Source organism: Ruegeria sp. YTSC004 (assembly GCF_059609805.1).
The window spans coordinates 211420-237281 of record NZ_JBXWMJ010000001.1; the positions used below are offsets into that span (position 1 = coordinate 211420).

Here is a 25862-nt window from a genome sequence, read left to right on the forward strand (position 1 = left end):
AAACCTTTCTCACACTGAGGTCGCGGGCGCGGTCATCAATCAAGCGCGCCCCCTTGCCCCATTTTACGCAAACCGTCAACAATCTGTGCCAATGCCATGCTCAGCGATCCCTTGGCCAACACAGTGTCACCGGTCTGAACAAGCTCTGACATATGCACGGCCATCTCGGTGCTGGTCTCGAACCAAAGCCCGCGTTTGTCCGCCGAAAGTGCATCGTGCAGCGCCTTCATCAGCGGACCAACGCAATGCACTTTGTCCACGCGTTGCATGGCCGAAACATCCGCCATCGCCGCATGCATGGCAATTTCCTCCGGCCCCAACTCCTTCATATCCCCAAGAAAAGCGATACGACGCTGACCTTGCGCGGCGGCCAGAACGTCCAGTGCGGCCTCCATCGACGTCGGGTTAGCGTTATAGCTGTCATCCAGCAATTCGATCCGACCGCCATCGGTCAAAGCGATCTGTTCGCGCACCCCGCGCCCCTTGACCGGCGACCATCCGCTGAGACCTGCAATGGCTTGATCCAGATCGACGCCCATTTCGACACATGCAGCCAATGCCCCCAGTGCGTTCATGGCGAAATGCGTGCCGGCTGACTGCACGTCAAACGCAAACGGGCGCCCTGCGACTGTTGCCTTTGCATGAACCGAGTCAGCCTCTTGGATTACATCGGTCAATGTGTAGTCGGAGCCATTGCGGCCGAAATCCACCGTTTTCGCGCCTAAATCTCGCGCACAGTCGCGCAGGATGTCCACATGCTCGATATCTGCGTTCAGGATGGCCGCACCGTCCTCCGTCAGACCGTCAAAAATTGCGGCCTTCTCATGTGCAATACCGGCCACCGATTCAAACGCTTCGAGGTGTACTGCCGCCACAGTCGTGACCAGCGCCACATGCGGGCGGGCTTGCTGCGCCAGCGGCGAAATCTCTCCGGGGTGGTTCATACCGATTTCGATCACAGCAAACTCAGTATCGCGCGGCATCCGCGCCAATGTCAGGGGAACCCCCCAATGATTGTTGTAGCTGGCAACGCTGGCATGGGTTTTCCCCTGCGTTTCCAATATGGTGGCCAGCATTTCCTTGGTTGACGTCTTGCCAACGCTGCCTGTGACGCCCAGCACACGCGCTTCGGTTCGGGCACGACCCGCCCGACCCAGCGCTTCCAGCCCGGTCTGGACATCTTCGACCACCAACAAGGGCGCGTCTTCAGCCACGCCTTCGGGAATGCGGGATACCAAAGCCGCACCTGCGCCTTTCTCCAAAGCTTGCGCTACAAAATCATGCCCGTCCCGCGCAGCCTTTAGCGCAACGAAAAGATCGCCGGGCTGGATGGTGCGCGTGTCGATCGACACACCATTGACCGCCCAATCCGAAGTGACGCGTCCACCGGTTGCCTCGGCGGCCTCGGCTGCAGTCCACAATGTCATGCCACCCTCCCGTCCAGTGCGGCCACGCTGATGCTGGCCTGTTCGACATCATCAAATGGCAGAACCTGATCGCCAACGATCTGGCCGGTTTCATGCCCTTTGCCCGCAATCAAAAGCGCATCCCCGGGTTGCAGCGCGTCTATCCCGCGCAAGATGGCCTCGGCCCGATCGCCGACCTCGGTGGCCTCAGGCGCCCCACCCATCACGGCGGCGCGTATCGTGGCCGGATCTTCACTGCGCGGGTTGTCGTCGGTGACGAAAACAACATCTGCGTGGTTGGCGGCGGCTTGCCCCATCAGCGGGCGCTTGGTCGCGTCGCGATCACCACCCGCGCCGACAATAGCTATCAGGCGGCCCATCACATGCGGGCGCAGTGCCTTGAGCGCGGTCGCCACTGCGTCAGGTGTATGAGCGTAATCTACAAAAACCGCTGCCCCATTCTCTCGCGTCGCGGCCAGCTGCATGCGTCCACGAACCGTCGTGAGATGCGGCAGGGTTTCGAAAACGTGTTCAGGCTCTTCCCCTGCAGCAATAACCAAACCGCAGGCCAACAAGATATTTTCAGCCTGAAAACCGCCGATCAGATTCAAACGGGTTTGGAATATCTTGCCCTGCCAAGAGAACCGCAGGTCCTGACCTGTTGCGTCAAACCGCTGATTCATCAGGCACAGGTCTGCTTCCCCAAGCCCAACGGTCAAAACCTTCTGCCCCCGGTCTTTGGCAATCCGGAGGACCTGAGCCCCCTTGGGATCGCTCATGTTGACGACAACGGTGCCGTCTTGCGGCAGGACCCGATCAAACAGACCTGCCTTGGCGTTGAAATACGCTTCGAACGTTTCGTGGTAGTCCAGATGGTCCTGAGTGAAGTTCGAAAACCCCGCCGCAGCCAGCTGTACCCCATCCAAGCGACGCTGTTCCAACCCGTGCGAGGATGCCTCCATCGCAGCATGAGTCACTCCGTTCTCTGCAGCCTTGGACAGGCAACGATGCAAAGTGATTGGTTCGGGCGTTGTATGGGCTAGTGGTGCGGTCCATGCGCCCTCGACCCCTGTCGTCCCGAGGTTCACCGCGGCGTGACCAAGTTCAGTCCAGATCTGGCGAACAAATGTCGCGACCGAGGTTTTGCCATTGGTGCCGGTAACCGCAACGATGGTCTTAGGCTGCGCTCCGAACCACAGCGCGGCGCACCCGGCCAACGCCTGACGCGGGTCCTCGACCACGATCAGCGCCGCATCTGATGCGGCCAGTTCGTCGGTTGCGATCTCTGCCCCTTCAGCATCCGTCAGGATGGCCGCGGCCCCCATACGCAAAGCGTATTGAATGAACTCACCGCCATGAACACGTGTACCGGGAAGTGCCGCAAAGAGGAAACCGTCTTTGACTTCGCGGCTGTCGACCGCCAGCCCTGTGACATCAGGATTGGTGCCACCTCGGGCGGTCAGGGCCAGTTGGCTCAGTTTCTTTGTCCTTGCGCCCATGACCCACCTCGTTTGGACAGCCTAATTTGAGGTCAGCGTTATAGCAGCGCCGGCCTCAGGCTCAACCCGAGGACGCAGGCCCAGCAATGGTGCAATGCGCCCGATCAATTCTGCGGCCACAGGAACCGCTGTCCAGCCTGCCGTACGGCGCTTTTCGCCATAAGCAAGGATGGATGGTTCGTCCAATGTTACGATCAGGACGTATTTTGGGTCATAAGCGGGAAAGAACGTCGCAAAGGTCGCAATCACCTTGTCGTCGTAATAACCACCACGCGGCTTGGGCTTATCCGCGGTGCCGGTCTTACCGGCCACATCATAGCCTGCCACATCGCCAAAACTGGCGGTGCCATCTGTTACCACCCGGCGCAACATGTTCTGCGCCTGGTTTGCCGCGTTGTCAGACATCACCCGAGGACCGTATTGTGGCCCATTTTTGCGCAGGATCGTCGGGCTTACATAGTGCCCGCCATTGGCAATCGCCGCATACCCCGCCGCCAGGTGCATGGGGCTGGTCGACAGACCATGACCGTATGAGATGGTCACCGTGCTCAGTTCGCCCCATTTTTTGGGCTTCAGCGGTTCACCACCCTTGGCTTCGACGATTTCGAACGGGGTGGGATCGAACATACCAAGAGATTCCAGGAAATCCTGCTGCCGTTGCGCGCCGATCTGCAGCGCCAGTCGCCCGGTGCCCCGGTTCGAGCTGTGGACGATCACATCCGCGACGCTGATCTTACCGTAATTCTTGCCGTTGAACTCACCAATCGGGAAACGGCCGATCTTCATTGGCCCTGAGGTATCGATGATCGTATTTGAATTCACCAAACCCAGCTGAACCGCCTGCGCAGCGGTGAAAATCTTAAACACAGATCCCAGTTCATAAACGCCCTGAACATAGCGATTGAACAGTGGGCTGTCTGAGGGATCGAACCCCGAGGTCGGTGGGCGTGGGCGATCATTGGGATCGAAGGACGGCAATGAGGCCGCCGAGATCACCTCGCCCGTATGCGCGTTCATAAGAACCGCCGACGCCCCCTTGGCGTTCATGATCTTCATGCCGCCAAACAGCACCTGCTCAACCGCGGCCTGAACGGTCAGGTCCAGCGAGAGCTGCAGCGGCTTAGTCCCATTCGCGGGATCACGCAGATAGTCGTCGAATTGTTTTTCAACACCGGCCACACCGATCACTTCGGCAGCACTGACACCTTCGCGCCCAAAGCTTGACCCGCCTAGGATATGCGCCGCCAGACGGCCATTCGGGTACAACCGCATCTCACGCGGGCCGAATAGAATGCCCGGGTCACCGATATCGTGCACGGCTTGTTTCTGCTCGGGCGAGATACGCTTTTTGATCCACAGGAATTTGCGATTCCCAGTGAAATCCTTGACTAGGCGTTCTTTTTCCAGATCGGGGAAGATCGCGACAAGCTGATCAGCGGCAGCAATCGGGTCGATCATCAGCGGCGGCTGCGCATATACAGAATAAGTATCCAGATTGGTCGCAAGAATGCGTCCTTCCCGGTCGACGATGTTGGCCCGCTGCATCGCAATGGCTGCACCCGGGGCCGAGGCCACAGGTTCTTGCGCTTCGGACGTGGCCAACATGCCCATCCGGACGCCTACGACCGAAAAAGCGCAGAAAAAGAACAGACCCAGCACCAACAAGCGGCCTTCAGCACGAGTGCGGCTGCGGTCTTTCATGTCTTCGTGACGCTTGCGGATATTTTCGCGCTCAATGGCTTTGGGATTCTCGCCCCGCGAACGCGCGTCAAGGATTCGGGCCAGAGGGCGCAGTGGCGTGCGGGTCATGGGATCTGCACCTCACCCAGCGCCTGAATATTGGTGATGGCCTGCAGCTCGATCGGATCGACGATTGGCAGGTCAGGATCTTCCGCATAGGCAATCTGATCGGCGCGACCGAACTGCTCGGCCCGCAGGGGCAAAAGGCCCAGCCGTTCAAAGTTCAGATCAGCAAGCTCACGCAACCTGTCGGGGCGGTTCAGATAGGCCCATTCGGCGTTCAAAACCGCCAGCTTCACCTGCGCCATACCAATTTCGCGCTGCAGCTTCTGCGTTTCCTTCACCACCTGCTGCGTGCGATAGTTTTCCTGATACGCCCACAGCGCCAGTCCGAACACGGACAGAGCAGTCAACACATACAAAACACTCTTCATTTTGCTCTTCCCCCTAGTTGCGGCATACCAACGGCGCGGGCATCAATTTCCCCCGACGGCGCATCCGTTCGAATTGCAACGCGCAGCTTTGCCGAGCGTGAACGCGGATTTTCCTGCAGCTCCTGATCATCCGGCCCCACGGCTTTACGAGTCTTGAGCGTGAACTGCGGCAGCTCCTGTTCAATCTCGGGCGCATACCGATTGGCCCGGCCCGTCTTGCCCGCACGAGACTGAAAGAACCGTTTGACCATCCGGTCTTCGATCGAATGAAACGTCACGACTGCCAGTTGCCCGCCCGGCTTCAACGCACGTTCCGCAGCCATCAGTCCTTGATACAGCTCTTCATATTCAGCATTCACTGCGATCCGCAGACCCTGAAAACTCCGCGTTGCAGGGTGGGACTGCCCGGGCTTGGGTCGCGGCAAACAGGATTCGATGACCTGGACGAGGCGCAGAGTCGTTGTAATCGGCTCTTCCGCACGCGCTTTGGCGATGGCCTTGGCAATGCGGCGGCTGGCACGTTCCTCGCCATAATGATACAGGATATCGGCAAGTTGTTCCTCGGTCGCGGTGTTGACCAAATCAGCCGCGCTTTCGCCTTCCTGACTCATTCGCATGTCGAGCGGGCCGTCTTTCATGAAAGAAAAGCCGCGTTCCGCCAGATCCAGCTGCATCGACGACACGCCCAGATCCAGAACGACACCATCCAGATCCTGTGCGTATTCGTCCATGCGTGAGAATACACCTTGCTGCATCACAAGCCGGTCGCCATAATCTCCGACCCAATCCGCCGCCATTTCAAACGCCAACGGATCACGGTCCACGCCGATGACCTTATCTGCACCAGCCTCCAGCAGGCCCCGTGTATATCCGCCTGCTCCAAACGTTCCGTCCAGCCAGACACCTGACACGGGCGCCACAGCTGCCAGCAATGGACGCAGCAGAACGGGAATATGAGGTTTATCGGAAGGGATGTTAGCGCCGGCCATGCCGTTACGCATCCCCGGTGCCGTCAAGGAACTCCAAAGGATCGAAATCCTCGGGCTGTTCGTCCAACCACTCTTCGGCTGCAGCGAGTTCTTCGGATTCGTAAGTTTCCGGCTTCCAAATCTGGAACGTGTCACCCGCGGCGATAAAGAATGCCTCACCTTCAAGGCCAATCTTGTTACGCAGCTTTGCCGGCAGCACCAGTCGGCCGGTTTCATCCACTGTGGTCGGGAAGGATTGACCGTGGAACATGCGCTGCAACATCTTCCGCTGCATAGATCCGCGCGGCAGCGCGTCGATCTTGGCATCGACCTCTTCGATCGCTTGCATGGTATAGCATTCCAGGAATTTGCGACGGTGGTCGCCGTAGACAATTACAAGCTCAGGTGTGTCGCCGGGCTGCCAGTTCGGGTCCGAGGATTCAAGCACACGGCGAAACGAAGCCGGGATCGATACCCTGCCCTTCGTATCCACCTTATGGTGGCTTTCACCTCTAAACCTGCGCGCCAAGACGACTGTCCCTTCCGCTTGCGCCCCACTTAAAATTCACTCCCCCAGATGAAAAACGGCGGGTTGATCTGCTGCCACTGATCAACCCGCCGCATTGACCCGCTGTGCGGGATGTCCAGCTGCGCGCGCCACCTGGGGGGATGTCTGCTCGCCCGCGCGCCGGATCTCTTGATTGATGAAAGCGAGATGCCTGTATGAAACCTGATTTTTGTTGTTTCGGGGTCGTTTGGTGCCCCATGTGCCTCGTCCTCATCGGATGAATTAGGGATGACATGGGAATTCATGGAAATCAACAAAAAATTTGCAGATCTTATGTTCAGACTTGCAGTTTAGCCAACGCGATTGAGAAAGAAAACCACCCTGTGGACACCAATTGTAGATAATTGCGGCAATGGCTGCACTAAATAAGCCAATTTTGAACCCACTCCAACTATTCCCATAATTTCCCAGATATTTCTTCAAAGGGTGAAGGTTTATGATGAGCGTAGCGAAAATGGGCCACTTGATTAGCGAATCACTCCAGCTTTAAACCTCAACCACATGTGGATTCTTCGCCGCTCCAGCTGACGCCCATGAATTCCCACGAACCGAAATCAACATGTCAGCCGCCGCGCGCCTGGCCCATCCAATACACAAAGCGCACAAGAATTGACAAACTCCGCTCAAAAGACGCGCAAACACGAAAATCCAGAAAATCTTGTTGCAACCTTCCTTTGGGGAAGCATCATCTGAAGGCCTTATTTTACTGGCCCTTCCCAACCCTCATCGACAACCAGTTGATATCTATGCACTTGCTGCATAGCAGCATTGACGTTGTCGGGTATTGTGCAATTGCAGCATTTGCTTATTTTCAGTCTCAAGCAAGCGCCGGACAACACCGGCAACAACGAATACATCGAGTAAAGCAAATGGCTGCAGCAACACATAACACCGCGCTCAAAGGCGCACCGGCAACTAGCCTGGCTTCGCTATTCGAGGCGGCAAAGACCCGGTTCATCCAATATCGCGTCTATCGCCAGACAGTTCACGAACTGTCTGATCTGTCGAACCGCGAACTGGCTGATCTGGGGCTTCACCGCTCGATGATCCGCCGCCTGGCTCAGCAAGCGGCCGAAGAACACGTCGCACGTTAAGCGACACAGAAACACCGAGATCAGGTCCTTCCTCCTCCCTTTTGGACCTGTATTTCAGCGGCGGCATCTCTCCTCCTCCCTGATGTCGCCGCCCCTAATACCGGCCCTGATCGCCGGAAGCAGACACACCGGGTACTCCTCCTCCCTTTCCCGGTGTTGAAAGCGCGCGGCGACGTCTCTCCTCCTCCCTGACGTCGCCGCGTCTTCCTCATACCGGGATCAAACCCGGGTTCGGATACATCGGGGCTCTCCTCCTCCCTGCCCTGATGTTGAAAAGAACGGCGGTTCCCTCTCCTCCTCCCTGCGAACCGCCGTTTTTGTTTTTCGTACCGAGATGTAAACTGAAGCCCTGACCAGAATTTCAGGAGTTTCCGATGGCCGCATATTTCATCGCCCAGATTTCCATTCACGACCCTGACGGGTACCAGAAATACCTTGAAGGTTTCATGCCGATCTTTGACCGGCACGGAGGTCGCCTGCTGACGATATCCTCCAAGCCCGTGGAACTGGTCGAGGGCGTATGGCCCGAAGACGGAATTGTGTTGATGGAGTTCCCATCTCTTGCTGCGGCCAAGGCGTGGAAAGACGACCCAGACTATATCAAGCTGGCGGAAATTCGGCACAAAACCGCGACGGCGAACATGGTACTGGTTGAAGGGCTATAGCGTTTAGAACGGCACATCATCCTTGGCGGACAGAAAGCGAGAAACCACTTTTTTCAATCCAGCTTTTTCGAAATCGACCTCAACCTTGTCACCTTCGATGCCGATCACCGCGCCATAGCCGAATTTCTGATGAAACACGCGCTCGCCAAGGGTGAAACTGGCAACAGCAGTCGTGTCGATCACCGTATTGCGGCTTTCGCGGGGTTGGGACGTTCCATACTGCCCCTGCCGGGCCTGCAACCGCCGCCAACCGGGCGAGTTATAGACATTGGCCTCGGCCGCACGGGTTTCGATACCGGCAGTCGGCTGACCACCCCCGTACAGCCCTGGCGGCGTCAGAACTTCGACATGATCTTCAGGCAACTCGTCAATGAACCGCGACGGCATCGCGTTTTGCCATTGACCAAACACCCGACGATTGGCCGCAAAGGAGATCGTACAGATCTCTTCCGCGCGGGTGATGCCCACATAGGCCAATCGCCGTTCTTCTTCGAGGCCCTTGATCCCGGATTCGTCCATTGATCTCTGTGACGGGAACAGCCCGTCTTCCCACCCCGGCAAGAACACGGCCGGAAACTCAAGCCCCTTTGCCGCGTGCAGCGTCATGATGGAAACCTTGGCCCCGTCACCCTCTTGCTCATTGTCCATGACCAGGCTGACATGCTCAAGAAACCCTTGCAGATTCTCAAAGTTGTCCAGCTGATTGACCAATTCCTTGAGGTTTTCCAACCGACCCGGAGCTTCGGGTGTTTTTTCGTTCTGCCAGTGTGCCGTGTAGCCGGATTCGTCCAATATGATCTGTGCCAGTTCGATATGTGAGACCTCGGGCTCACCAAACCGCATCGGAGCGGAGCCGTCATCAATCACAGAATCATCGTCGACTTCGATCCGGGGCCCGCGCGTCATCGCGTTCCAACGCGCCAACCCGTCGATCAACTCGCGTAGTGCTTTGCCGCCTTTGCCTTTGATCAGCCCATTATCGACAGCGATCCGGGCGCCATCGACCAGCGACACGCCATTTTCCCGCGCCGTCATCTGAATCGTCTGCTGCGCCTTGTCACCCAGCCCGCGTTTCGGAGTATTCACGATCCGCTCGAATGCCAGATCGTCACCGGGGCTGACCACCAGCCGGAAATAGGCCATCGCGTCGCGGATCTCCATCCGCTCATAGAATCGTGGGCCGCCTATGACCTTGTAGGGCAGACCGATGGTCAGAAAACGGTCCTCAAACGCGCGCATCTGATGGCTGGCCCGCACGAGAATCGCAATTTCATCCAGATTAAAGGGCCGCGCACCACGCGTTCCCCCCTGCATCGCGTCGATCTCTTCACCGATCCAGCGCGCCTCTTCCTCGCCATCCCAATGACCGATCAGGCGGACCTTTTCACCGTCCTGCGCATCGGTCCACAATTCCTTACCCAGCCGACTCTCATTGCCACGGATGACATTGGACGCAGCCGCCAAAATATGGGGGGTCGAGCGATAGTTCTGCTCTAACCGAACGACATAAGCCCCTGGAAAATCCTTTTCAAACCGCAGGATGTTGCCCACTTCGGCCCCGCGCCAGCCATAAATTGACTGATCGTCATCTCCCACACAACAAATGTTCTTGTGCGCCCCAGCCAGCAACCTCAACCACAGATATTGGGCAACGTTGGTATCCTGGTATTCGTCCACAAGGATGTAGCGGAACCAACGTTGATATCGCTCCAACACATCCGGATGGGTCTGGAAGATCGTGACCATGTGCAACAGCAGGTCGCCAAAATCCACCGCGTTCAGCTCGCGCAGCCGGGTTTGGTACTGAGCGTAGATCTCAATTCCCTTGTGGTTATAGGCGCCGGCATCGGCAGCAGGCACCTTGTCGGGCGTAAGCGCCCGGTTCTTCCAGTCATCAATGATTCCGGCCAACATGCGCGCAGGCCAGCGTTTGTCATCGATATTGGCCGCCTGAATCAGCTGTTTGAGCAGCCGCAACTGATCATCCGTATCCAGAATGGTGAAATTCGATTTCAGATCGACCAGTTCCGCGTGACGCCGCAGCAACTTGACGCAGATCGAGTGGAACGTGCCCAGCCAAGGCATCCCCTCGGCTGGTTGCCCCAACAAACGGCCCACGCGGTTCTTCATCTCGCGCGCGGCTTTGTTGGTGAAAGTCACCGACAATATCTCGTTCGGACGCGCCCGCCCGGTACTAAGCAGATGCGCGATACGCGCGGTCAGTGCCTTGGTTTTGCCCGTACCTGCGCCTGCCAGCATCAGGACAGGCCCATCCAGTCGCTCGACCGCGTCACGTTGCGCCGGGTTCAGCTCGTCCAGATAAGGCATAGGGCGCGCGGCCATGGCGCGCGCGGACAGGGATGCGCCCTCAAAGGCGTCCATTTCGTCGAAACTGCTCATCTTTCCAAACTACGCTGGATGTTGACCGAGGGAAAGGGTTTGTTCACGCCTTGTTCGCACAGTTTTTGATGCTCTGTTACGATCAATTCTAATCAAGCGACTTGGACTGAGAACGATTTCATTAACCATCTGTAAAACACCCGCCGCGATGATCAGTAAATTGCTGTGGGAGCGCGAAGGTATGACTCAGGATAATCGGGGGGCCGTAAATCACCGGCTGAAATGGATCGGTGTCAGCATGTTGCTGATTTTTCTGACAATTGGATGCGGCTGGGGAATTTACAAATTACCTGCGCCGCTGGTCGACAGGATGCTAAAGGTCGACATTCTCAAGCAGGCCGAACTGTGGAAGCGCCGCGTAGTATTGCATCTAGAAGACCCCGAGACCGCGCTTAAGACGGGCGTGATTGATGCGCATGACGCCGAATTTCTGGCCGCGATGCCCGAAGCTTCTGATGTTTACCGCTTCAAATTGCTCGACTCGAATGGGCGTGTCACTTGGTCGACTCGTCCGACAGAGGTAGGCAGTGTTGAAACCCGTGATTTCTTTCGCAGCGACGTTGCCAGAGGAATGATTCACTATATTCAGGAAGTAGTTCCACTGTCCGAGATCGACGGGCTTGATCTGCATACCGACAATATCCTGAACGCAACGCAGCACCATGTTGCCGAAGTCTTTATGCCGGTGGCCAAGAATGGGCGTTTCATCGGTGCCATTGAATTCTTTACTGATATCTCCGACTTGCGCACCACGTTCATCTCGCGGCTCAGGATTTCTTTGACCGTTCTAAGCGTCATCGCCTTGCTTGCGCTTGTTGCTGTGTCCTTTGCCAGCTACAGGGCGAACCGCTTGCAATTGCAGGCCCTGCAAAAACAATCCGCCAAAGAACGTGATCTGATGGAAGATCAACTGCGCCTGGCCCGCGAAGTCCGATTGCTGGGCGAATTGAACGAGTGGTTGCAATCCAGCCGGTCCTTGGACGAGCTGTTCGATATGGTCTCGCGCTTCATGACCCATATCCTACCCGAGGCTGAGGGCAGCGTTTACGTATATTCCAACTCGCGCGACGTCCTGGATGGCTGTGCCAGTTGGAATGGCGGGACCCATAAGGCGCACATCCATCCCGAAGGGTGTTGGGGGCTTCGGCGTGGCCGAACCTATGAATACGGCGCGTCCGAGATCGACTTTGTCTGTGAACACGCCGAACCACACGACGGGCGACCTTATTTCTGCTTTCCGATACTGGCGCATGGGGAAACGGTCGGCCTTCTACACCTCCGCGCCCTTGAGGGTACAGATGAGGCGTTTCACACGAGTAAAAAGCTGGCACAGCTCAGCGCCGAACAGATCAGCATGGCGATTGCCAATGTACGGATGCGCGATCAGTTGCATGACCAGTCCGTCCGGGACCCGTTGACCGGGCTGTTCAACCGGCGGCATATGCTTGAAACCCTGCGCAAATCCATCAATCGCAGTCAGCAAACCGGAGCGCCGCTCAGCCTGATTGCCGTGGATATCGATCATTTCAAGAAATTCAACGACACCCATGGGCATGATGCCGGTGACATGGTGTTGCGTGCAGTTGGTGCCGCTTTGGAACAGGGCTGCGACCGGGATGAAGTTGCCTGCCGCATTGGTGGTGAAGAATTTATGCTGATCCTGCCCGACAATACCTCGGACGACGCAATCACCCGCGCCGAACAATTGCGGCAAGCGATCGAGGCCGTCTCGGTGCGCTACGGTGAGAAATCCCTGCCCCGTATCACGATCTCGGTTGGGGTTTCGCATTATCCGGCACATGGCACCATGCCGCAGGATCTGATGCGCGCTGCCGATGATGCGTTGTATGCGGCAAAGGACAAAGGTCGCAATCAAGTGCAGGTCGCCGGCAGCGGAAGTGACTCACAGCAGATTTCCCAGCTCAAAAAGCCGGTAAAAGCCATTGGTGGGAAATCAACGGCTTAAAATCCTTGCCGAATCGCGCCTTTGGTCCGATCAATCCCCATGGACCTTCATAGTCGCTTTCCCGGCATCGCCGATCTGAAACACCGCGCCCAGCGCAGGATTCCTCACTTTGTCTGGGAGTATCTGGACAGCGGAACCGGGGTTGAAGCCACGCTGCGCCGCAATCGCGAGGGATTGGACCGCGTCGGTTTCCTGCCGTCTATCCTGCACGGACCATTGGAATTTGACACTTCGACCGAGTTCCTGGGTCAGACCTACCCATTACCGTTCGGCGTTGCCCCGATCGGTATGGCCGGCCTGATTTGGCCTGATGCCGAAGCTCATCTTGCCCGCGCTGCCGCAAGCGCCGGTCTGCCGTTTACCCTATCCAACGTTGCCTGCCTAAGCCCCGAGGACGTCGCGCCGCATCTGGGTGACAACGCGTGGTTTCAGCTTTATCCGCCAAAGGACCCGGACATTCGCAAGGACTTGCTGGATCGGGTTCGGAACGCTGGTTTTACGACGCTGGTGATGACGGCAGACGTCCCGGTTGCATCCCGGCGCGAGCGCCAAACACGCTCGGGTCTGACCAATCCACCGCGGTTGACGCCACGCCTTCTGGCCCAGATCGCGATGCGGCCGGAATGGGCGCTCGGAATAGCGCGCAGCGGGCCGCCGCGGATGCGGACACTGGACAAGTATACGGACAACTCCAGCAACCTGCCCCCGACAGCCCATGTTGGGTACCTGCTGCGGACGTCCCCGGATATGGAATATGTGCACTGGCTGCGCGATGCCTGGGATGGCCCGCTGATCGTGAAAGGCGTCCAGCGTCCTGAAGATGCCGAACCGTTGCAGCAAGCGGGAGTGGACGCTCTCTGGCTTTCGAATCACGGCGGTCGGCAATTTGATGGTGCCCCGGCCAGCATCGAAGCCCTGCCCACCATCCGTGCGGCTACGGACTTGCCCCTTATCTTCGACAGTGGGGTCGAAGGTGGTTTGGACATATTGCGTGCTAAGGCCCTTGGCGCCGATTTCGTGATGATGGGGCGCGGCTTCATGTATGCCCTCGCCGCCCTGGGTGCCAAAGGCCCTGCCCACCTCATCGACATTTTGCGGCAGGACATGCACGCAAACATGGGCCAATTGGGCGCCGAGTCGCTGAATCACCTTCCGCCCACTACACCGCTTGTTCATGCCGCGATGCAGCGCTATTAGAAAGATAGCGCTAACAGGGGGCGTTTGCGAGCGTTAACATGCCGGTTCTACCCAGAACGACTGATATACGTACGCGTATTGTCCGCCTATCAACACGGCCAAACAAGTAGGACCGGGACCCGACATGACTGATTTCAACAAGATCCTGATCGCCAACCGCGGCGAAATTGCCATCCGCGTGATGCGCGCCGCCAATGAGATGGGCAAACGCACCGTTGCCGTCTTTGCCGAAGAGGACAAGCTGGGCTTGCATCGGTTCAAAGCGGACGAAGCCTATCGCATTGGCGAAGGGATGGGGCCTGTTGCGGCCTACCTGAGCATCGATGAGATCATCCGCGTCGCTAAAGAATGTGGGGCAGATGCGATCCATCCCGGCTATGGCCTGCTGTCCGAGAACCCGGACTTTGTCGATGCCTGCGTGCAGAACGGCATCACCTTTATTGGCCCGAAGGCGGAAACCATGCGCGCCTTGGGTGACAAGGCCAGCGCGCGCCGCGTGGCCGTCGCGGCGGGTGTGCCTGTGATTCCGGCGACTGAGGTTCTGGGCGATGACATGGATGCGATCCGGGCCGAGGCAAAAGAAATCGGTTATCCCCTGATGCTCAAGGCGTCGTGGGGCGGTGGCGGGCGCGGTATGCGCCCGATCCTATCCGAGGATGAACTGGAAGAGATGGTTCTGGAAGGCCGTCGCGAGGCCGAGGCCGCGTTCGGCAATGGCGAGGGTTATCTGGAAAAGATGATCATCCGCGCCCGCCATGTCGAGGTGCAGATTCTGGGCGACAAGCATGGTGAGATCTATCACCTGTATGAACGCGACTGCTCGGTCCAGAGACGGAACCAGAAGGTGGTCGAGCGCGCCCCTGCCCCGTATCTGTCCGAAGAGCAGCGTGCCGAGATCTGCGAACTGGGCCGCAAAATCTGCGCCCATGTGAATTATGAATGCGCCGGCACTGTTGAATTCCTTATGGATATGGAAACCGGCAAGTTCTACTTCATCGAAGTGAACCCACGTGTTCAGGTGGAACACACCGTCACCGAAGAAGTCACCGGTATCGACATCGTTCAGGCGCAAATCCTGATTGCCGAAGGCAAAACTCTGGCCGAGGCCACCGGCGCAAACAGCCAGTCGGATGTGCACCTGACCGGCCACGCGCTGCAAACCCGGATCACCACCGAGGACCCGCAAAACAACTTCATTCCCGACTACGGTCGTATCACTGCCTATCGCTCGGCCACTGGCATGGGCATCCGTCTGGATGGCGGCACCGCTTATGCGGGGGGTGTGATCACGCGCTATTACGACTCGCTGTTGACCAAAGTGACTGCCAAGGCGCCGACACCCGAGGCTGCGATTGCCCGGATGGACCGCGCTTTGCGTGAATTCCGAATTCGCGGCGTCAGCACCAATATCGACTTTGTCATCAACCTGCTCAAACACCCGACTTTCTTGTCGAATGAATATACGACCAAATTCATCGACACGACGCCGGATCTGTTCTCCTTTAAACGCCGCCGCGACCGGGGCACCAAGGTTCTGACCTACATCGCCGACATCACGGTGAACGGGCATCCCGAGACCAAGGACCGCCCCGAACCTCGCGCTGATCTGAAAGACGCAAAGCCCCCGGCACCGAACTCCGAGCCGCAGATGGGCGCTCGCAACCTGCTGGAACAAAAAGGTCCGCAAGCCGTTGCTGATTGGATGAAGGCGCAGCGCCAGCTTCTGATCACCGACACAACCATGCGTGACGGGCATCAGTCTCTGCTGGCGACCCGGATGCGTTCGATCGACATGATCAAAGTGGCACCAACCTATGCAGCGAACTTGCCCCAGCTATTCTCGATCGAGTGCTGGGGGGGCGCGACCTTTGACGTGGCCTATCGTTTCTTGCAGGAATGCCCGTGGCAGCGCCTGCGCGACCTGCGCGAGGCGATGCCGAACCTGATGACCCAGATGCTGCTGCGCGGCGCGAACGGGGTCGGTTACACCAATTACCCTGACAACGTTGTGCAGGAGTTCGTGCGTCAAGCATCGCAGAACATCGATGTGTTCCGTGTGTTCGACTCGTTGAACTGGGTTGAGAATATGCGCGTCGCGATGGACGCCGTGGTTGAGAACGGCAAAATCTGTGAGGGCACCGTCTGTTACACCGGTGATATTCTGGACCCGGACCGCGCCAAGTATGACCTGAAATACTATGTCGGCATGGCGAAAGAACTGCGCGATGCGGGTGCTCATATTCTTGGCCTCAAGGACATGGCGGGGCTATTGAAACCAGCCTCGGCGCGCATCTTGATCCGTGCACTGAAGGAGGAGGTTGGGCTACCGATCCACTTCCACACACACGACACAGCCGGCATCGCCAGCGCGACCATCCTGGCCGCATCCGAGGCAGGTGTGGACGCGGTGGATTGCGCGATGGACAGCTTTAGTGGCAACACATCACAGGCGACTTTGGGCACAGTGGTCGAAGCGCTGCGGCATACCGAGCGTGACACCGGGCTGGACATCAAATCCATCCGCGAGATCAGCGATTATTTTGAGGCGGTCCGCGGGCAATATGCGGCCTTCGAATCCAGCCTGCAGGCTCCGGCTTCTGAGGTCTACTTGCACGAGATGCCCGGCGGTCAGTTCACCAACCTCAAGGCGCAGGCGCGTTCGCTGGGGCTGGAAGAACGTTGGCACGAGGTCGCTCAGATGTATGCTGACGTGAACCGGATGTTCGGTGACATCGTGAAGGTGACACCGTCATCCAAGGTGGTCGGTGACATGGCGCTGATGATGGTCAGCCAGAACATGACCCGTGAACAGGTCGAAGACCCGAATACAGATGTGGCCTTCCCCGACTCGGTGGTCGACATGATGCGCGGCAATCTGGGTCAACCTCCGGGCGGTTTCCCCGACACCATCGTCAAGAAGGTGCTCAAGGATGAAGCCCCTAACACCAATCGCCCCGGCAAAGACGTCCCAGCAGTCGACTTGGAGGCGACCCGGGCGGACTTGTCCAAACAGCTTGAGGGCAAAGAAGTCGATGATGAGGATCTGAACGGCTATCTGATGTATCCCAAGGTGTTCCTTGACTACATGGGGCGTCACCGGGCTTACGGACCTGTACGCACACTTCCCACGCGCACCTTCTTCTATGGCATGGAACCGGGCGAAGAGATCACGGCTGAGATAGACCCCGGAAAAACGCTGGAAATCCGCTGTCAGGCCATCGGTGAGACCGATGAAAAGGGCGAGGTCAAAGTGTTCTTTGAGCTCAACGGCCAACCGCGCGTGATCCGGGTTCCAAACCGTCTGGTGACCTCAACCACGCAGTCCCGTCCCAAAGCCGAGGCGGGCAACCCCAACCACATCGGCGCGCCGATGCCCGGCGTGGTGGCCACCGTTGCCGTGACCGCGGGCCAGGAGGTCAAGGAAGGCGACATGCTGCTGACCATCGAAGCGATGAAGATGGAAACCGGCATCCACGCCGAGCGCGATGCGACGGTCAAGGCCGTGCACGTTCAGCCGGGCAGCCAGATTGACGCAAAGGACCTACTGGTCGAACTGGAATAAACGACCTAACCTTTTCGGGAACAAGGGCCGTTCGGGGAACCGGGCGGCCCTTTTTTGATCCTGAAAGGAGCAGACCATGCTGTCCATCACCCCAGTCTATGCCGCATTGCTGGCACTTCTCTATGTCGCGCTCAGTGTGCGGGTCATCCTGCAGCGCCGCGGCGACAAGATTTCTTACGGCGACGGCGGCAACACCGACATGCTCAAAGTGATGCGCACGCATTCCAACTTTGCCGAATATGCACCGTTTGCCCTGTTACTAATCGCTATGGTCGAGCTGCAGGGCGCCGGTGGCTGGCTGGTCAATCTGTTGGGCCTTGGCATTCTGGCCGGGCGCGTGCTGCATGCCTATGGGTTCGGCCGCAAACCGCAGATTGTGATTCTGCGCCAGATCGGCATGTTGCTGACCTTTGCCGTGATTGTGGTTGCGGCGATAGCCAGCCTTTTGATGGCGCTGTGAACGGGATGGCGGGGATTACCCCGCCAAAATCCGCGTTTCGATTCGAGGGGATCCCGTAAAAATTGATTCGACATCGCCCTTTCGATTCTCACCTTTGCCAGACACCGCGATAGCCAGCAAAATCATCGCCGCCAGGGCCGCCATCTTCAGGTCCTTAATATACGCCATTATTGTCACCTCCACCGTTCTTATTCTTGGATGCTCTGGTTCTTGAACGGTTAAGAGGCGGGCTTCCGTCGCAAAGAATTTTCCTATTTTTTGCTTTTTCCGCTTGCAGGCATGCGTGGGAATTTATACATCCCTCCTCACTCAACGGCGCGGGCGTAGCTCAGGGGTAGAGCATAACCTTGCCAAGGTTAGGGTCGGGCGTTCGAATCGCCTCGCCCGCTCCATTGAGAGACCGAAAGGTCGAAAATATGTATCTGATGCGGGCGTAGCTCAGGGGTAGAGCATAACCTTGCCAAGGTTAGGGTCGGGCGTTCGAATCGCCTCGCCCGCTCCAGATACAAACCTCTCTGAACATGCTGGTTCTTTGTCTGGTGTTGCGGCATTCTCGAATGGCACGCAATCACGACAGAGGTCCGCCGATGCCCGAATATGTTATTCGCGCTTTGACAGAAAACGAAGTTCAAACCGCCGTCGACTGGGCCGGTCAGGAGGGGTGGAACCCGGGCCTGCACGATGCGGTTTGTTTCCGCAGTTCGGACCCAGAAGGATTCAAGGGTGGATTTCTGGATGGGCAGATGATCGCCTCTGCGTCCGCTGTGAATTACGACGATAACTACTCGTTTTTAGGCTTCTATATCGTGCAACCCGAGTATCGCGGATCGGGATATGGGTTACAGGTTGCCGAGGCGGTCAAGGCGCATTGCCAGCACCGGAACATGGGCATGGATGGCGTTGTCGAACAGCAAGACAATTATCGCAAATTCGGGTTCGAGCTGGCCTATGACAATTATCGTTTTTCGGGCACGGTCGGTGAGATTCTAAACCAATTGGGCCGGTCCCTTCACGATCAGATCACACCCCTACGCGCCCTGACGGATCAACTGAAAACGTATGACCGGGGCTTGTTCCCTGCCCCGCGCGACACGTTTCTTCACGCTTGGTTCGGCGCGCCCAGCCACGTCTCTCACGTCTTCGAAGAAGATGGTCAGATCAAGGGCTATGCAACCCTGCGGCGGTGTTTGAGCGGGTACAAGGTGGGCCCCCTGTTTGCGAACAATCCCGAGATCGCAGAGGCCCTTTTGGTGTCGCTGCTGGCGACACTTCCCGCCGATCAGATGGATGCAGAGGTCTTCATCGACATGCCCAACCCCAACGCGCATGCTATGGCAATGGCGCAACAGTTGGGTTTGACCAAAGTGTTTGAAACTGGCCGCATGTATTCCAGCCACGCACCGGACATTGATCTGGACCGGATTTACGGCATCACTACATTCGAATTGGGGTAATTTCATCCCACACTCGACATTCCAAAAGCGCAATTGCAAAAAGGAAATCTACTGAATGCCCAGCGATACCCAAAAGCGATTGCTGCTTGAGATGTTTGAGAATCTGCCGGGCGTGGTTTTCATGCTTTTGTTTCGGGCCACGGATGATATGCGATTGGCTGGGTGGGTCGGCACGGTTCTGGCTGCCTCAGTTTGTGTTACCTATGTCAGGAAAACACTGCCTCCACAGCCAATTTTACTTGGCATCAATCTCTTTATGGTGGCGATCACGCCACTGATCGAATGCCTGATTTTGCTTGGCTATCGCGACACGGCGACGATTTTGACCGGGAACATCGCGACCCTCGTTCTTATGAGCGTGTTTTTGACGGGTGTCATTTTGACGGTTCTTAGAACGAACGGTTTTCTGAACTATCAGACCAACGGCGCGAAACAGAGAAACACACACTCTGCCGTTTTGCTGATTGTCTGCACAATCGGTGTGGTTTGGTCGCAAGTGGCCGGAGACAACTATCTGGTCACGCTTGGTGTTCCGCTGATGGTATTGTTCGGTGTACATCAGTTGCTCCGGGCAGGAACAACTGATCAGCAGGCGCGTAACGGCGCGATTTTGGCATGTGCCGCGCCGCAAGGTTCGGTGTCCGACGTTTCGGCCTGACTCAGAACGCCTTGAAGGTCATAGTGGTCAGCGATCGCTCGATATTCGGGATCACAAGCAGGTTTTCATTGATGAAATGACCGACATCGTCGGGTTCGGGAATGTAGAGCTTGAGCAGCAGGTCATATTCGCCGCTGGTCGAGTAAAGCTCGGAGTGAATCTCGCGCAGCGCGATCTCTTCGGCGACTTTGTAGGTGGTGCCGGGTGTGCAGCGGATTTGAATGAAAACGCAGGTGGACATGATTTGGACCTGTTGGTTGAGTTTCCGGCAGGCTGGCATGGCACGTTACCGGGCGCAATCCCCTGCAACAGATTGCAGTGAAAGCAACGCTTGGTCTGGATAAGCCGACCAATCCCCGTCTATAAGCGCGCCTGTAGCAAAAGGAATTCGCCCATGCGCAGCGCAAAGATCAGCCGTCAAACCGCCGAGACCGAGATTTCGGTCGAGGTCAATCTTGACGGCACCGGCACCTATGACAATCAGACCGGCGTCGGGTTCTTCGATCACATGCTGGACCAACTTGCGCGCCATTCGCTGATCGACATGACGATCAGCGCCAAGGGCGATTATCATATCGACGACCACCACACTGTCGAAGATACCGGTATTGCACTGGGCCAGGCGTTGACGCAGGCCTTGGGCGACAAGAAAGGCATCCGTCGCTATGGCGAGTGCCACTTGCCCATGGATGACGCGCAAGTACGCTGCGCGCTGGATTTATCGGGCCGTCCGTTCCTGATCTGGAACGTGGACCTTCCGACCCCAAAGATCGGCAATTTCGACACCGAACTGGTGCGCGAGTTCTTTCAGGCACTCAGCACCCATGGCGGCATCACCTTGCACATTGACCAAGTGCACGGATTCAACAGCCACCACATTGCCGAGGCTGCCTTCAAGGCCGTCGCGCGCGCATTGCGTCTGGCCGTTGAGACAGACCCGCGCAAAGCTGATGCGATTCCGTCGACCAAGGGCGCGCTGTAAATGCTAACCGCCATTATCGACTACGAAAGCGGCAACCTGCATTCGGCCGAAAAGGCGTTTCAGCGCATGGCGCGCGAGATGGACGCGGGTGAGGTTGTCGTGACCTCAGACGCCGACGTCGTTGCGCGGGCCGACCGACTGGTTTTGCCCGGTGACGGCGCTTTTCCTGCCTGCGCGGCTGAGCTGCGCGGCCACAAAGGCATCTACGACGCGATGGTCGAGGCAGTCGAGCAGAAAGGTCGCCCATTTCTGGGCATCTGCGTCGGCATGCAACTGATGGCCTCTAAAGGCCATGAATACTCCCAGACCGACGGTCTGGGCTGGGTTGCAGGCGATGTGGTGCGGATCGAACCATCGGACAGCGCGCTGAAAGTGCCCCATATGGGCTGGAACGATCTGGTTTTGGAAAGCGACCACCCGGTCTTTGCTGGAGTGCAGTCAGGCGATCACGCCTATTTCGTGCACTCCTACCATTTCCGTGTTATCGATCCGGCACAGCGTTTGGCTTATGTTGAGTATGGGCAGGAGGTCACGGCCGTGATCGGCCGCGACACAATGGTTGGGATGCAGTTTCACCCTGAGAAAAGTCAGGATGTGGGCCTGCGCATGATCGGGAACTTCCTGACCTGGACGCCCTGAGCGGTTACTGAACCCGCGTCCAGTCTTGCCCGCGACACACGAGACCGCCCACAGCACAGCCTTTGACGGTCAGCTTGTTCTGGCTGTCCAGCGTCATTTTCGAGCTGTAGGTCTTGTCCCGGTCCGGGGCCCAAATCTTGCCGCCGCTATAGCTGCCGCCGCCATCGGGCACCATATCCCAGATGATCTGCTTGCCAAGGTTTTCATACGCCAGCTGCTCATTACCGTCTTTGTCAAAGGCGGTGTCGATGGTGCCACAAATCGCGCTGCCGCATTCCGAAATCGAAACGTGTAGATACCCACCGGTATCCCCGGGCTGAGTCTTCCAAAGACCGTCAACCGGATCGGCTGCAAAAGCAGCGCTGGCCAATACCGCAAACCCGGCTGCAAGTGTGAATGTTTTCATGATTTCCTCCCTTATTTCTGCTCAGTCTGGCCCGGCTGGGCAATTCCGGCAAGATTGACTTGGCGTCGCGTTGCATCCCCTGCCCCGCATGTGCGATATCCCGCGCGAACAAATCAGATATAGGGCCGCCTGACATGATCCTCTACCCCGCCATCGACCTCAAAGACGGACAGGCCGTGCGCCTGTTGCGTGGTGAAATGGATAAGGCAACCGTGTTCAACGACGACCCTGCAGCGCAGGCACGGGCTTTTGTCGAGGCAGGGTGCGAATGGCTGCACTTGGTCGACCTGAACGGCGCGTTTGCTGGTGAACCCGTCAACGCCGTCCCGGTCGAGGCCATCCTGAAGGAATGCAACGTGCCCGCGCAGTTAGGTGGTGGCATTCGCGACATGTCCACGATCGAGACATGGATCGACAAAGGTCTGGCGCGCGTGATTCTGGGCACCGTGGCCGTCGAAAACCCCGATCTGGTGCGTGAAGCTGCCAAGGAATTTCCGGGCAAAGTTGCTGTCGGCATCGATGCGCGCGACGGCATGGTGGCCACCAAGGGCTGGGCCGAAGAGACCAACGTGAAGGTCACCGATCTGGCCCGCAGTTTCGAGGACGCAGGCGTTGCGGCCATCATCTATACCGACATTAATCGCGACGGAGCGATGCAGGGGCCGAACATCCGGGCAACGGCAGATTTGGCCCGCTCGGTGTCAATCCCGGTCATCGCCTCGGGTGGGGTCAGTTCGCTGGATGATCTGATCGCCCTGCGTGATTGTGGCGTGGCATTGGACGGCGCGATCTCGGGCCGGGCGCTTTATGATGGCGCGATTGACCTTTCCGAGGCCATTCGCGCCTTAAGCTGATCACTCGGCCGCAACCGAAGTCAGCTTGGCAAGCGCACCGCGCATCTTTTCGATGACAGGTGATTTCTCGACTTCGTCGAGCTCATCCATCGTCTCTTTCGGGTCCTCATAGGCCAGCCAGACCTGCCCGGTCTCGTCTTCGTATGCCTGCACTTTGAGCGGCAGGAAAAGCCCGGCACGTGGATCAATCTGCATCGCGGGTGTACCCAGTGCCGGGTTGCCAAAGATCAGAACCTGATTGGCGGGAATGGTTAGGCCAACCTTTTCCGCACCCGCCGCATGATCGACGCGGGCAAAGACGGTCGCGCCCGCATTGCCAACGGCAGCTTCCAGGGCGTCCATCGCCTCTTGCACCGATTTGTTCGAATTTACCTTGATGATGTCGTCAGCCATGGCAGACATCGCCCCTCCAAAAGTCAAAATTGTTGCCAGTATCAGATTTCGCATATCGGGTTTCCTTTTGTAAATTTCATCCAAATTGTCTCAGCTTTTCGCGAACTTGCAATCACATCTCCGGCATCGGCGAAGCCTTGCCGCGCACCCGAATCTCACAGCTTAGCAACCTGCGCAGACCGTCCCGCATTTGAGAACAATAGCCCATTCTGACAGATATTTTACCAAGCTTGGCCCAAACTTGGTCTTATTTCGCCTGTAGCAGTTTGAAAAATAACTCGAGCAGGGATTGCCACCGTGATTATTACGAGCACAGAATATTCGAACAATTCTTGGTTCAGAATTGCGATCATATTCAGTTTTTGCGTCACAATTTTTGTCAGCGCATCTCTTCTGTTTTTTGTCCAGCCCCTGTTTGCCAAGCTGGTCCTACCGCAAATCGGTGGCGCTCCTGCGGTTTGGACGACCGCGATGCTGTTCTTCCAAGTGGTTTTAATCTTGGGCTACATTTACGCCCATGTGCTGACGAAATGGATACCTCTGCGCTGGCAGCTTGTTACTCACCTGGTACTTTGGGCGGCTGCGCTGACGTATCTGCCGCTCTCAATAAACGAGGGCTGGAGCTATGACGCATCCAGCTCGACCGCACTGCAAACCCTTAAGTTGTTTGCCTTGGGTGTCGGCCTGCCATTTGCGGTTCTTTCTGCGAATGCGCCGTTGCTTCAAGCGTGGTACTCACGGTCCGGCGGGCCGTCGGCAGACGACCCCTATTTCCTGTACAGCGCCAGTAATGTGGGATCACTACTGGCTCTTTTGGCTTTTCCTTTGCTGGCAGACCCTCTTCTGGGTGCCAGTGCGACCAGCAAAATTTGGTCCGTCGGTTTTGTCATTTTTGGTGGGTTGATGGCGATAAGTGGCCTTATTGCGCTACGCGGATCGAACAGTGACCTTGCGCCGATCGCGAGTGAATTCGCGAGCAGCACCCCAAAGCTGAAGCAGATTGCAAAATGGATTGTGATCGCTTTTGTACCCTCATCCCTGATGCTTTCCTTTACCACGAAAGCCAGTACGGATCTGGGTTCAATCCCGCTTATCTGGGTTGTGCCCCTTGCGACCTACCTTCTTTCCTTCATATTCGCCTTTGCGAAACTGAATTGGCTTAGTGTCAAATCCTTACACATCCCGATGATTTTGGCGCTGGCGATTGGTGTCGTCCTATTTTCCAACCTGATCGACCATCACACGAACCCCATCGTCTTTTTGTTGTACGTTCCCATTCTATTCGTAATCGCCTTGTATGCACATAGGTTGCTTTATGAAATGAGACCGCCGGCAGAGCAATTGACAGTGTTCTACATCGCACTGTCGATAGGCGGTGCTTTTGGCGGATTGTTCAATTCCGTCATTGCGCCTTTCGCATTTGCCCTAGAAGTCGAGGCGCAAATGACGCTTATTTTGGCTGGCGGGTTGCTCTTGATCGGGAAAGGCGCAGTTACACCTAGGAATCTGGCATTTGGCCTGCTTGTCAGCTACCCGATCCTTTTGTGCTTCGGCATGATCGATGGCATAAACCCTCTTGGAGATGGAGCCTTGCGTGCGGTTGTCGCAACCGCAATGCTGTTGGTTGCACTGATCCTGTTCCGTAATCAACCTGCGCGTATCATAGCCATCATCGCGGCACTTATGCTGCCGGTACTTTGGCCGCAAAAGGACTCGTTGCTTCAGGATCGAAGCTTCTTTGGAACTCACAGGGTATACTCAGAGGCAGGCCTCAGAATGTATCAAAACGGGACCACACTGCACGGTTTGCAGTTGGAATCAGAAATTGGTCAAAAACCTACGCCGAAGTCTTACTACTATCCCAAAGGGCCAATGGCACAGGTCATAACGTCTGAGTTTGGACGAGAAGCCGACAGCATCGGTATTGTCGGCCTCGGAGTCGGTGCTCTTTCCTGCTACAAGCTTCCATCTCAGAAATGGGCATTCTTTGAAATCGACGCCATGGTTGACCAAGTGGCGCGCAAACCTTCCCTTTTCACCTACATCTCGGAATGCGCACCAGATTCGCCAACACACCTTGGTGACGCACGCATTGTCCTGGCGCACACAGATTATTCCTTCGATATTCTCGTCCTGGACGCATACAGCTCTGATGCTATTCCTGTGCATCTGATCACTGAAGAAGCGGTGCGGATGTATACAGAGCGACTGGCTGATGACGGAATAATGGTCTTTCACGTCAGCAACCGGTACTACGATCTGGTCGACCCGCTTGCGCGCATTGCAGACAAACTTGGGTTCCACGCGGCCAAACAGTTCCATCGGGTTGAGCCGGGCGCAAACGAACTAGGCGCATCGGATTCCCAAGTGGTGATTGTCAGCCCAGATCAGAGAAGAGTCGACGGTTTTGTCCAAAATGGAAAATGGCAGTCCGTGGTTTCTGATGGGGGTGAGCCGTGGACGGACGATAAGGCAAACTTGCTGTCCGCGCTCATATTGCTCAAAGACTAGTAGCAA

At 57.0% G+C, this 25862-nt stretch carries 23 protein-coding genes and 2 tRNA genes; 14 read left to right on the forward strand and 11 right to left on the reverse strand.

Annotated features, from left to right (window positions below; genetic code table 11):
* Positions 1-35 precede the first annotated feature (35 nt).
* From AC2FFP_RS01045 to mraZ, 6 genes are read right to left on the reverse strand one after another with little or no spacing between them, the layout of a single operon-like run.
* Positions 36-1427, reverse strand: a complete 1392-nt coding sequence (locus tag AC2FFP_RS01045) for a UDP-N-acetylmuramoyl-tripeptide--D-alanyl-D-alanine ligase (protein ID WP_496767956.1) — start codon at positions 1425-1427, stop codon at positions 36-38.
* Positions 1424-2905: a UDP-N-acetylmuramoyl-L-alanyl-D-glutamate--2,6-diaminopimelate ligase gene (locus tag AC2FFP_RS01050; RefSeq protein WP_496767955.1), complete on the reverse strand. Its 1482-nt coding sequence runs from the start codon at positions 2903-2905 to the stop codon at positions 1424-1426. The genes AC2FFP_RS01045 and AC2FFP_RS01050 overlap by 4 nt, the downstream gene beginning before the upstream one ends.
* Positions 2906-2926: 21 nt before the next feature.
* Positions 2927-4714: a peptidoglycan D,D-transpeptidase FtsI family protein gene (locus AC2FFP_RS01055; protein ID WP_058274327.1), complete on the reverse strand. Its 1788-nt coding sequence runs from the start codon at positions 4712-4714 to the stop codon at positions 2927-2929.
* A complete protein-coding gene (gene ftsL / locus AC2FFP_RS01060; protein WP_058274326.1) occupies positions 4711-5079 on the reverse strand; it encodes a cell division protein FtsL in 369 nt (122 codons plus the stop codon). The genes AC2FFP_RS01055 and ftsL overlap by 4 nt, the downstream gene beginning before the upstream one ends.
* Positions 5076-6068: a 16S rRNA (cytosine(1402)-N(4))-methyltransferase RsmH gene (gene rsmH, locus AC2FFP_RS01065; protein WP_496767953.1), complete on the reverse strand. Its 993-nt coding sequence runs from the start codon at positions 6066-6068 to the stop codon at positions 5076-5078. Before rsmH ends, ftsL begins: the two co-directional genes overlap by 4 nt.
* A 4-nt stretch (positions 6069-6072) precedes the next feature.
* Positions 6073-6540, reverse strand: coding sequence for a division/cell wall cluster transcriptional repressor MraZ (gene mraZ, locus AC2FFP_RS01070; protein ID WP_496843545.1), 468 nt, complete (start codon positions 6538-6540; stop codon positions 6073-6075).
* Positions 6541-7484: 944 nt separating this feature from the next.
* Between mraZ and AC2FFP_RS01075 the strand changes: the two genes are divergently transcribed.
* The gene (locus AC2FFP_RS01075) at positions 7485-7709 is read left to right on the forward strand and encodes a DUF1127 domain-containing protein (RefSeq protein ID WP_108859440.1); all 225 of its coding nucleotides are present in this window, start codon (positions 7485-7487) and stop codon (positions 7707-7709) included.
* A gap of 374 nt (positions 7710-8083) precedes the next feature.
* Positions 8084-8374, forward strand: coding sequence for a DUF1330 domain-containing protein (locus tag AC2FFP_RS01080; RefSeq protein WP_496734148.1), 291 nt, complete (start codon positions 8084-8086; stop codon positions 8372-8374).
* 3 nt (positions 8375-8377) lie between these two features.
* On the opposite strand, the gene AC2FFP_RS01085 is transcribed toward AC2FFP_RS01080, so the two are convergent.
* Positions 8378-10774 (reverse strand): ATP-dependent helicase, encoded by a 2397-nt coding sequence (locus AC2FFP_RS01085; RefSeq protein WP_496843546.1) that lies wholly within the window; start codon positions 10772-10774, stop codon positions 8378-8380.
* A 181-nt stretch (positions 10775-10955) separates the two neighbouring features.
* Between AC2FFP_RS01085 and AC2FFP_RS01090 the strand changes: the two genes are divergently transcribed.
* The 4 genes from AC2FFP_RS01090 to AC2FFP_RS01105 all read left to right on the forward strand — a co-directional run bounded on the left by AC2FFP_RS01090 (position 10956) and on the right by AC2FFP_RS01105 (position 17959).
* Entirely contained in the window at positions 10956-12740 is a 1785-nt protein-coding gene (locus AC2FFP_RS01090; protein ID WP_496880729.1) for a sensor domain-containing diguanylate cyclase, read from the forward strand.
* Positions 12741-12779: 39 nt separating this feature from the next.
* The gene (locus tag AC2FFP_RS01095; protein ID WP_496843547.1) at positions 12780-13937 is read left to right on the forward strand and encodes an alpha-hydroxy acid oxidase; all 1158 of its coding nucleotides are present in this window, start codon (positions 12780-12782) and stop codon (positions 13935-13937) included.
* Between the two features lie 124 nt (positions 13938-14061).
* Entirely contained in the window at positions 14062-17499 is a 3438-nt protein-coding gene (locus tag AC2FFP_RS01100; protein WP_496880628.1) for a pyruvate carboxylase, read from the forward strand.
* Between the two features lie 76 nt (positions 17500-17575).
* Positions 17576-17959: an MAPEG family protein gene (locus AC2FFP_RS01105; protein ID WP_496724367.1), complete on the forward strand. Its 384-nt coding sequence runs from the start codon at positions 17576-17578 to the stop codon at positions 17957-17959.
* Between the two features lie 15 nt (positions 17960-17974).
* Here the strand turns inward: AC2FFP_RS01105 and AC2FFP_RS01110 are convergent, their stop codons facing one another.
* Positions 17975-18127, reverse strand: coding sequence for a hypothetical protein (locus tag AC2FFP_RS01110; protein WP_496767942.1), 153 nt, complete (start codon positions 18125-18127; stop codon positions 17975-17977).
* Positions 18128-18276: 149 nt separating this feature from the next.
* Between AC2FFP_RS01110 and AC2FFP_RS01115 the strand changes: the two genes are divergently transcribed.
* From AC2FFP_RS01115 to AC2FFP_RS01130, 4 genes are all read left to right on the forward strand, one after another.
* A tRNA-Gly gene (locus AC2FFP_RS01115) sits at positions 18277-18351 on the forward strand.
* Between the two features lie 35 nt (positions 18352-18386).
* Positions 18387-18461: transfer RNA gene (locus tag AC2FFP_RS01120), tRNA-Gly, on the forward strand.
* A gap of 85 nt (positions 18462-18546) precedes the next feature.
* A complete protein-coding gene (locus tag AC2FFP_RS01125) occupies positions 18547-19413 on the forward strand; it encodes a GNAT family N-acetyltransferase (RefSeq protein ID WP_496738051.1) in 867 nt (288 codons plus the stop codon).
* A gap of 55 nt (positions 19414-19468) precedes the next feature.
* Positions 19469-20071, forward strand: a complete 603-nt coding sequence (locus AC2FFP_RS01130) for a hypothetical protein (protein WP_496767941.1) — start codon at positions 19469-19471, stop codon at positions 20069-20071.
* A gap of 1 nt (position 20072) precedes the next feature.
* On the opposite strand, the gene AC2FFP_RS01135 is transcribed toward AC2FFP_RS01130, so the two are convergent.
* Positions 20073-20312, reverse strand: coding sequence for an Lrp/AsnC family transcriptional regulator (locus AC2FFP_RS01135; protein ID WP_496767940.1), 240 nt, complete (start codon positions 20310-20312; stop codon positions 20073-20075).
* Positions 20313-20465: 153 nt separating this feature from the next.
* On the opposite strand from AC2FFP_RS01135, the gene hisB reads away from it, so the two are divergent.
* Positions 20466-21053 carry an imidazoleglycerol-phosphate dehydratase HisB gene (hisB, locus tag AC2FFP_RS01140; RefSeq protein ID WP_496738054.1) on the forward strand — a complete coding sequence of 196 codons (588 nt, stop codon included), beginning with the start codon at positions 20466-20468 and terminating at the stop codon, positions 21051-21053.
* Positions 21054-21692 (forward strand): imidazole glycerol phosphate synthase subunit HisH, encoded by a 639-nt coding sequence (gene hisH / locus AC2FFP_RS01145; protein WP_496767938.1) that lies wholly within the window; start codon positions 21054-21056, stop codon positions 21690-21692. It begins immediately after the preceding gene.
* Between the two features lie 4 nt (positions 21693-21696).
* On the opposite strand, the gene AC2FFP_RS01150 is transcribed toward hisH, so the two are convergent.
* Positions 21697-22098 carry a DUF2147 domain-containing protein gene (locus AC2FFP_RS01150; RefSeq protein ID WP_058274317.1) on the reverse strand — a complete coding sequence of 134 codons (402 nt, stop codon included), beginning with the start codon at positions 22096-22098 and terminating at the stop codon, positions 21697-21699.
* A gap of 134 nt (positions 22099-22232) precedes the next feature.
* Between AC2FFP_RS01150 and hisA the strand changes: the two genes are divergently transcribed.
* A complete protein-coding gene (gene hisA / locus AC2FFP_RS01155; protein ID WP_496880629.1) occupies positions 22233-22952 on the forward strand; it encodes a 1-(5-phosphoribosyl)-5-[(5-phosphoribosylamino)methylideneamino]imidazole-4-carboxamide isomerase in 720 nt (239 codons plus the stop codon).
* Here hisA and AC2FFP_RS01160 read toward each other — a convergent pair whose 3' ends face one another.
* Positions 22953-23399, reverse strand: a complete 447-nt coding sequence (locus tag AC2FFP_RS01160) for a DUF302 domain-containing protein (RefSeq protein ID WP_496724353.1) — start codon at positions 23397-23399, stop codon at positions 22953-22955. It abuts the gene before it with no gap.
* 417 nt (positions 23400-23816) lie between these two features.
* Between AC2FFP_RS01160 and AC2FFP_RS01165 the strand changes: the two genes are divergently transcribed.
* Positions 23817-25856 (forward strand): spermidine synthase, encoded by a 2040-nt coding sequence (locus tag AC2FFP_RS01165; RefSeq protein ID WP_496880630.1) that lies wholly within the window; start codon positions 23817-23819, stop codon positions 25854-25856.
* Positions 25857-25862: the final 6 nt, after the last annotated feature.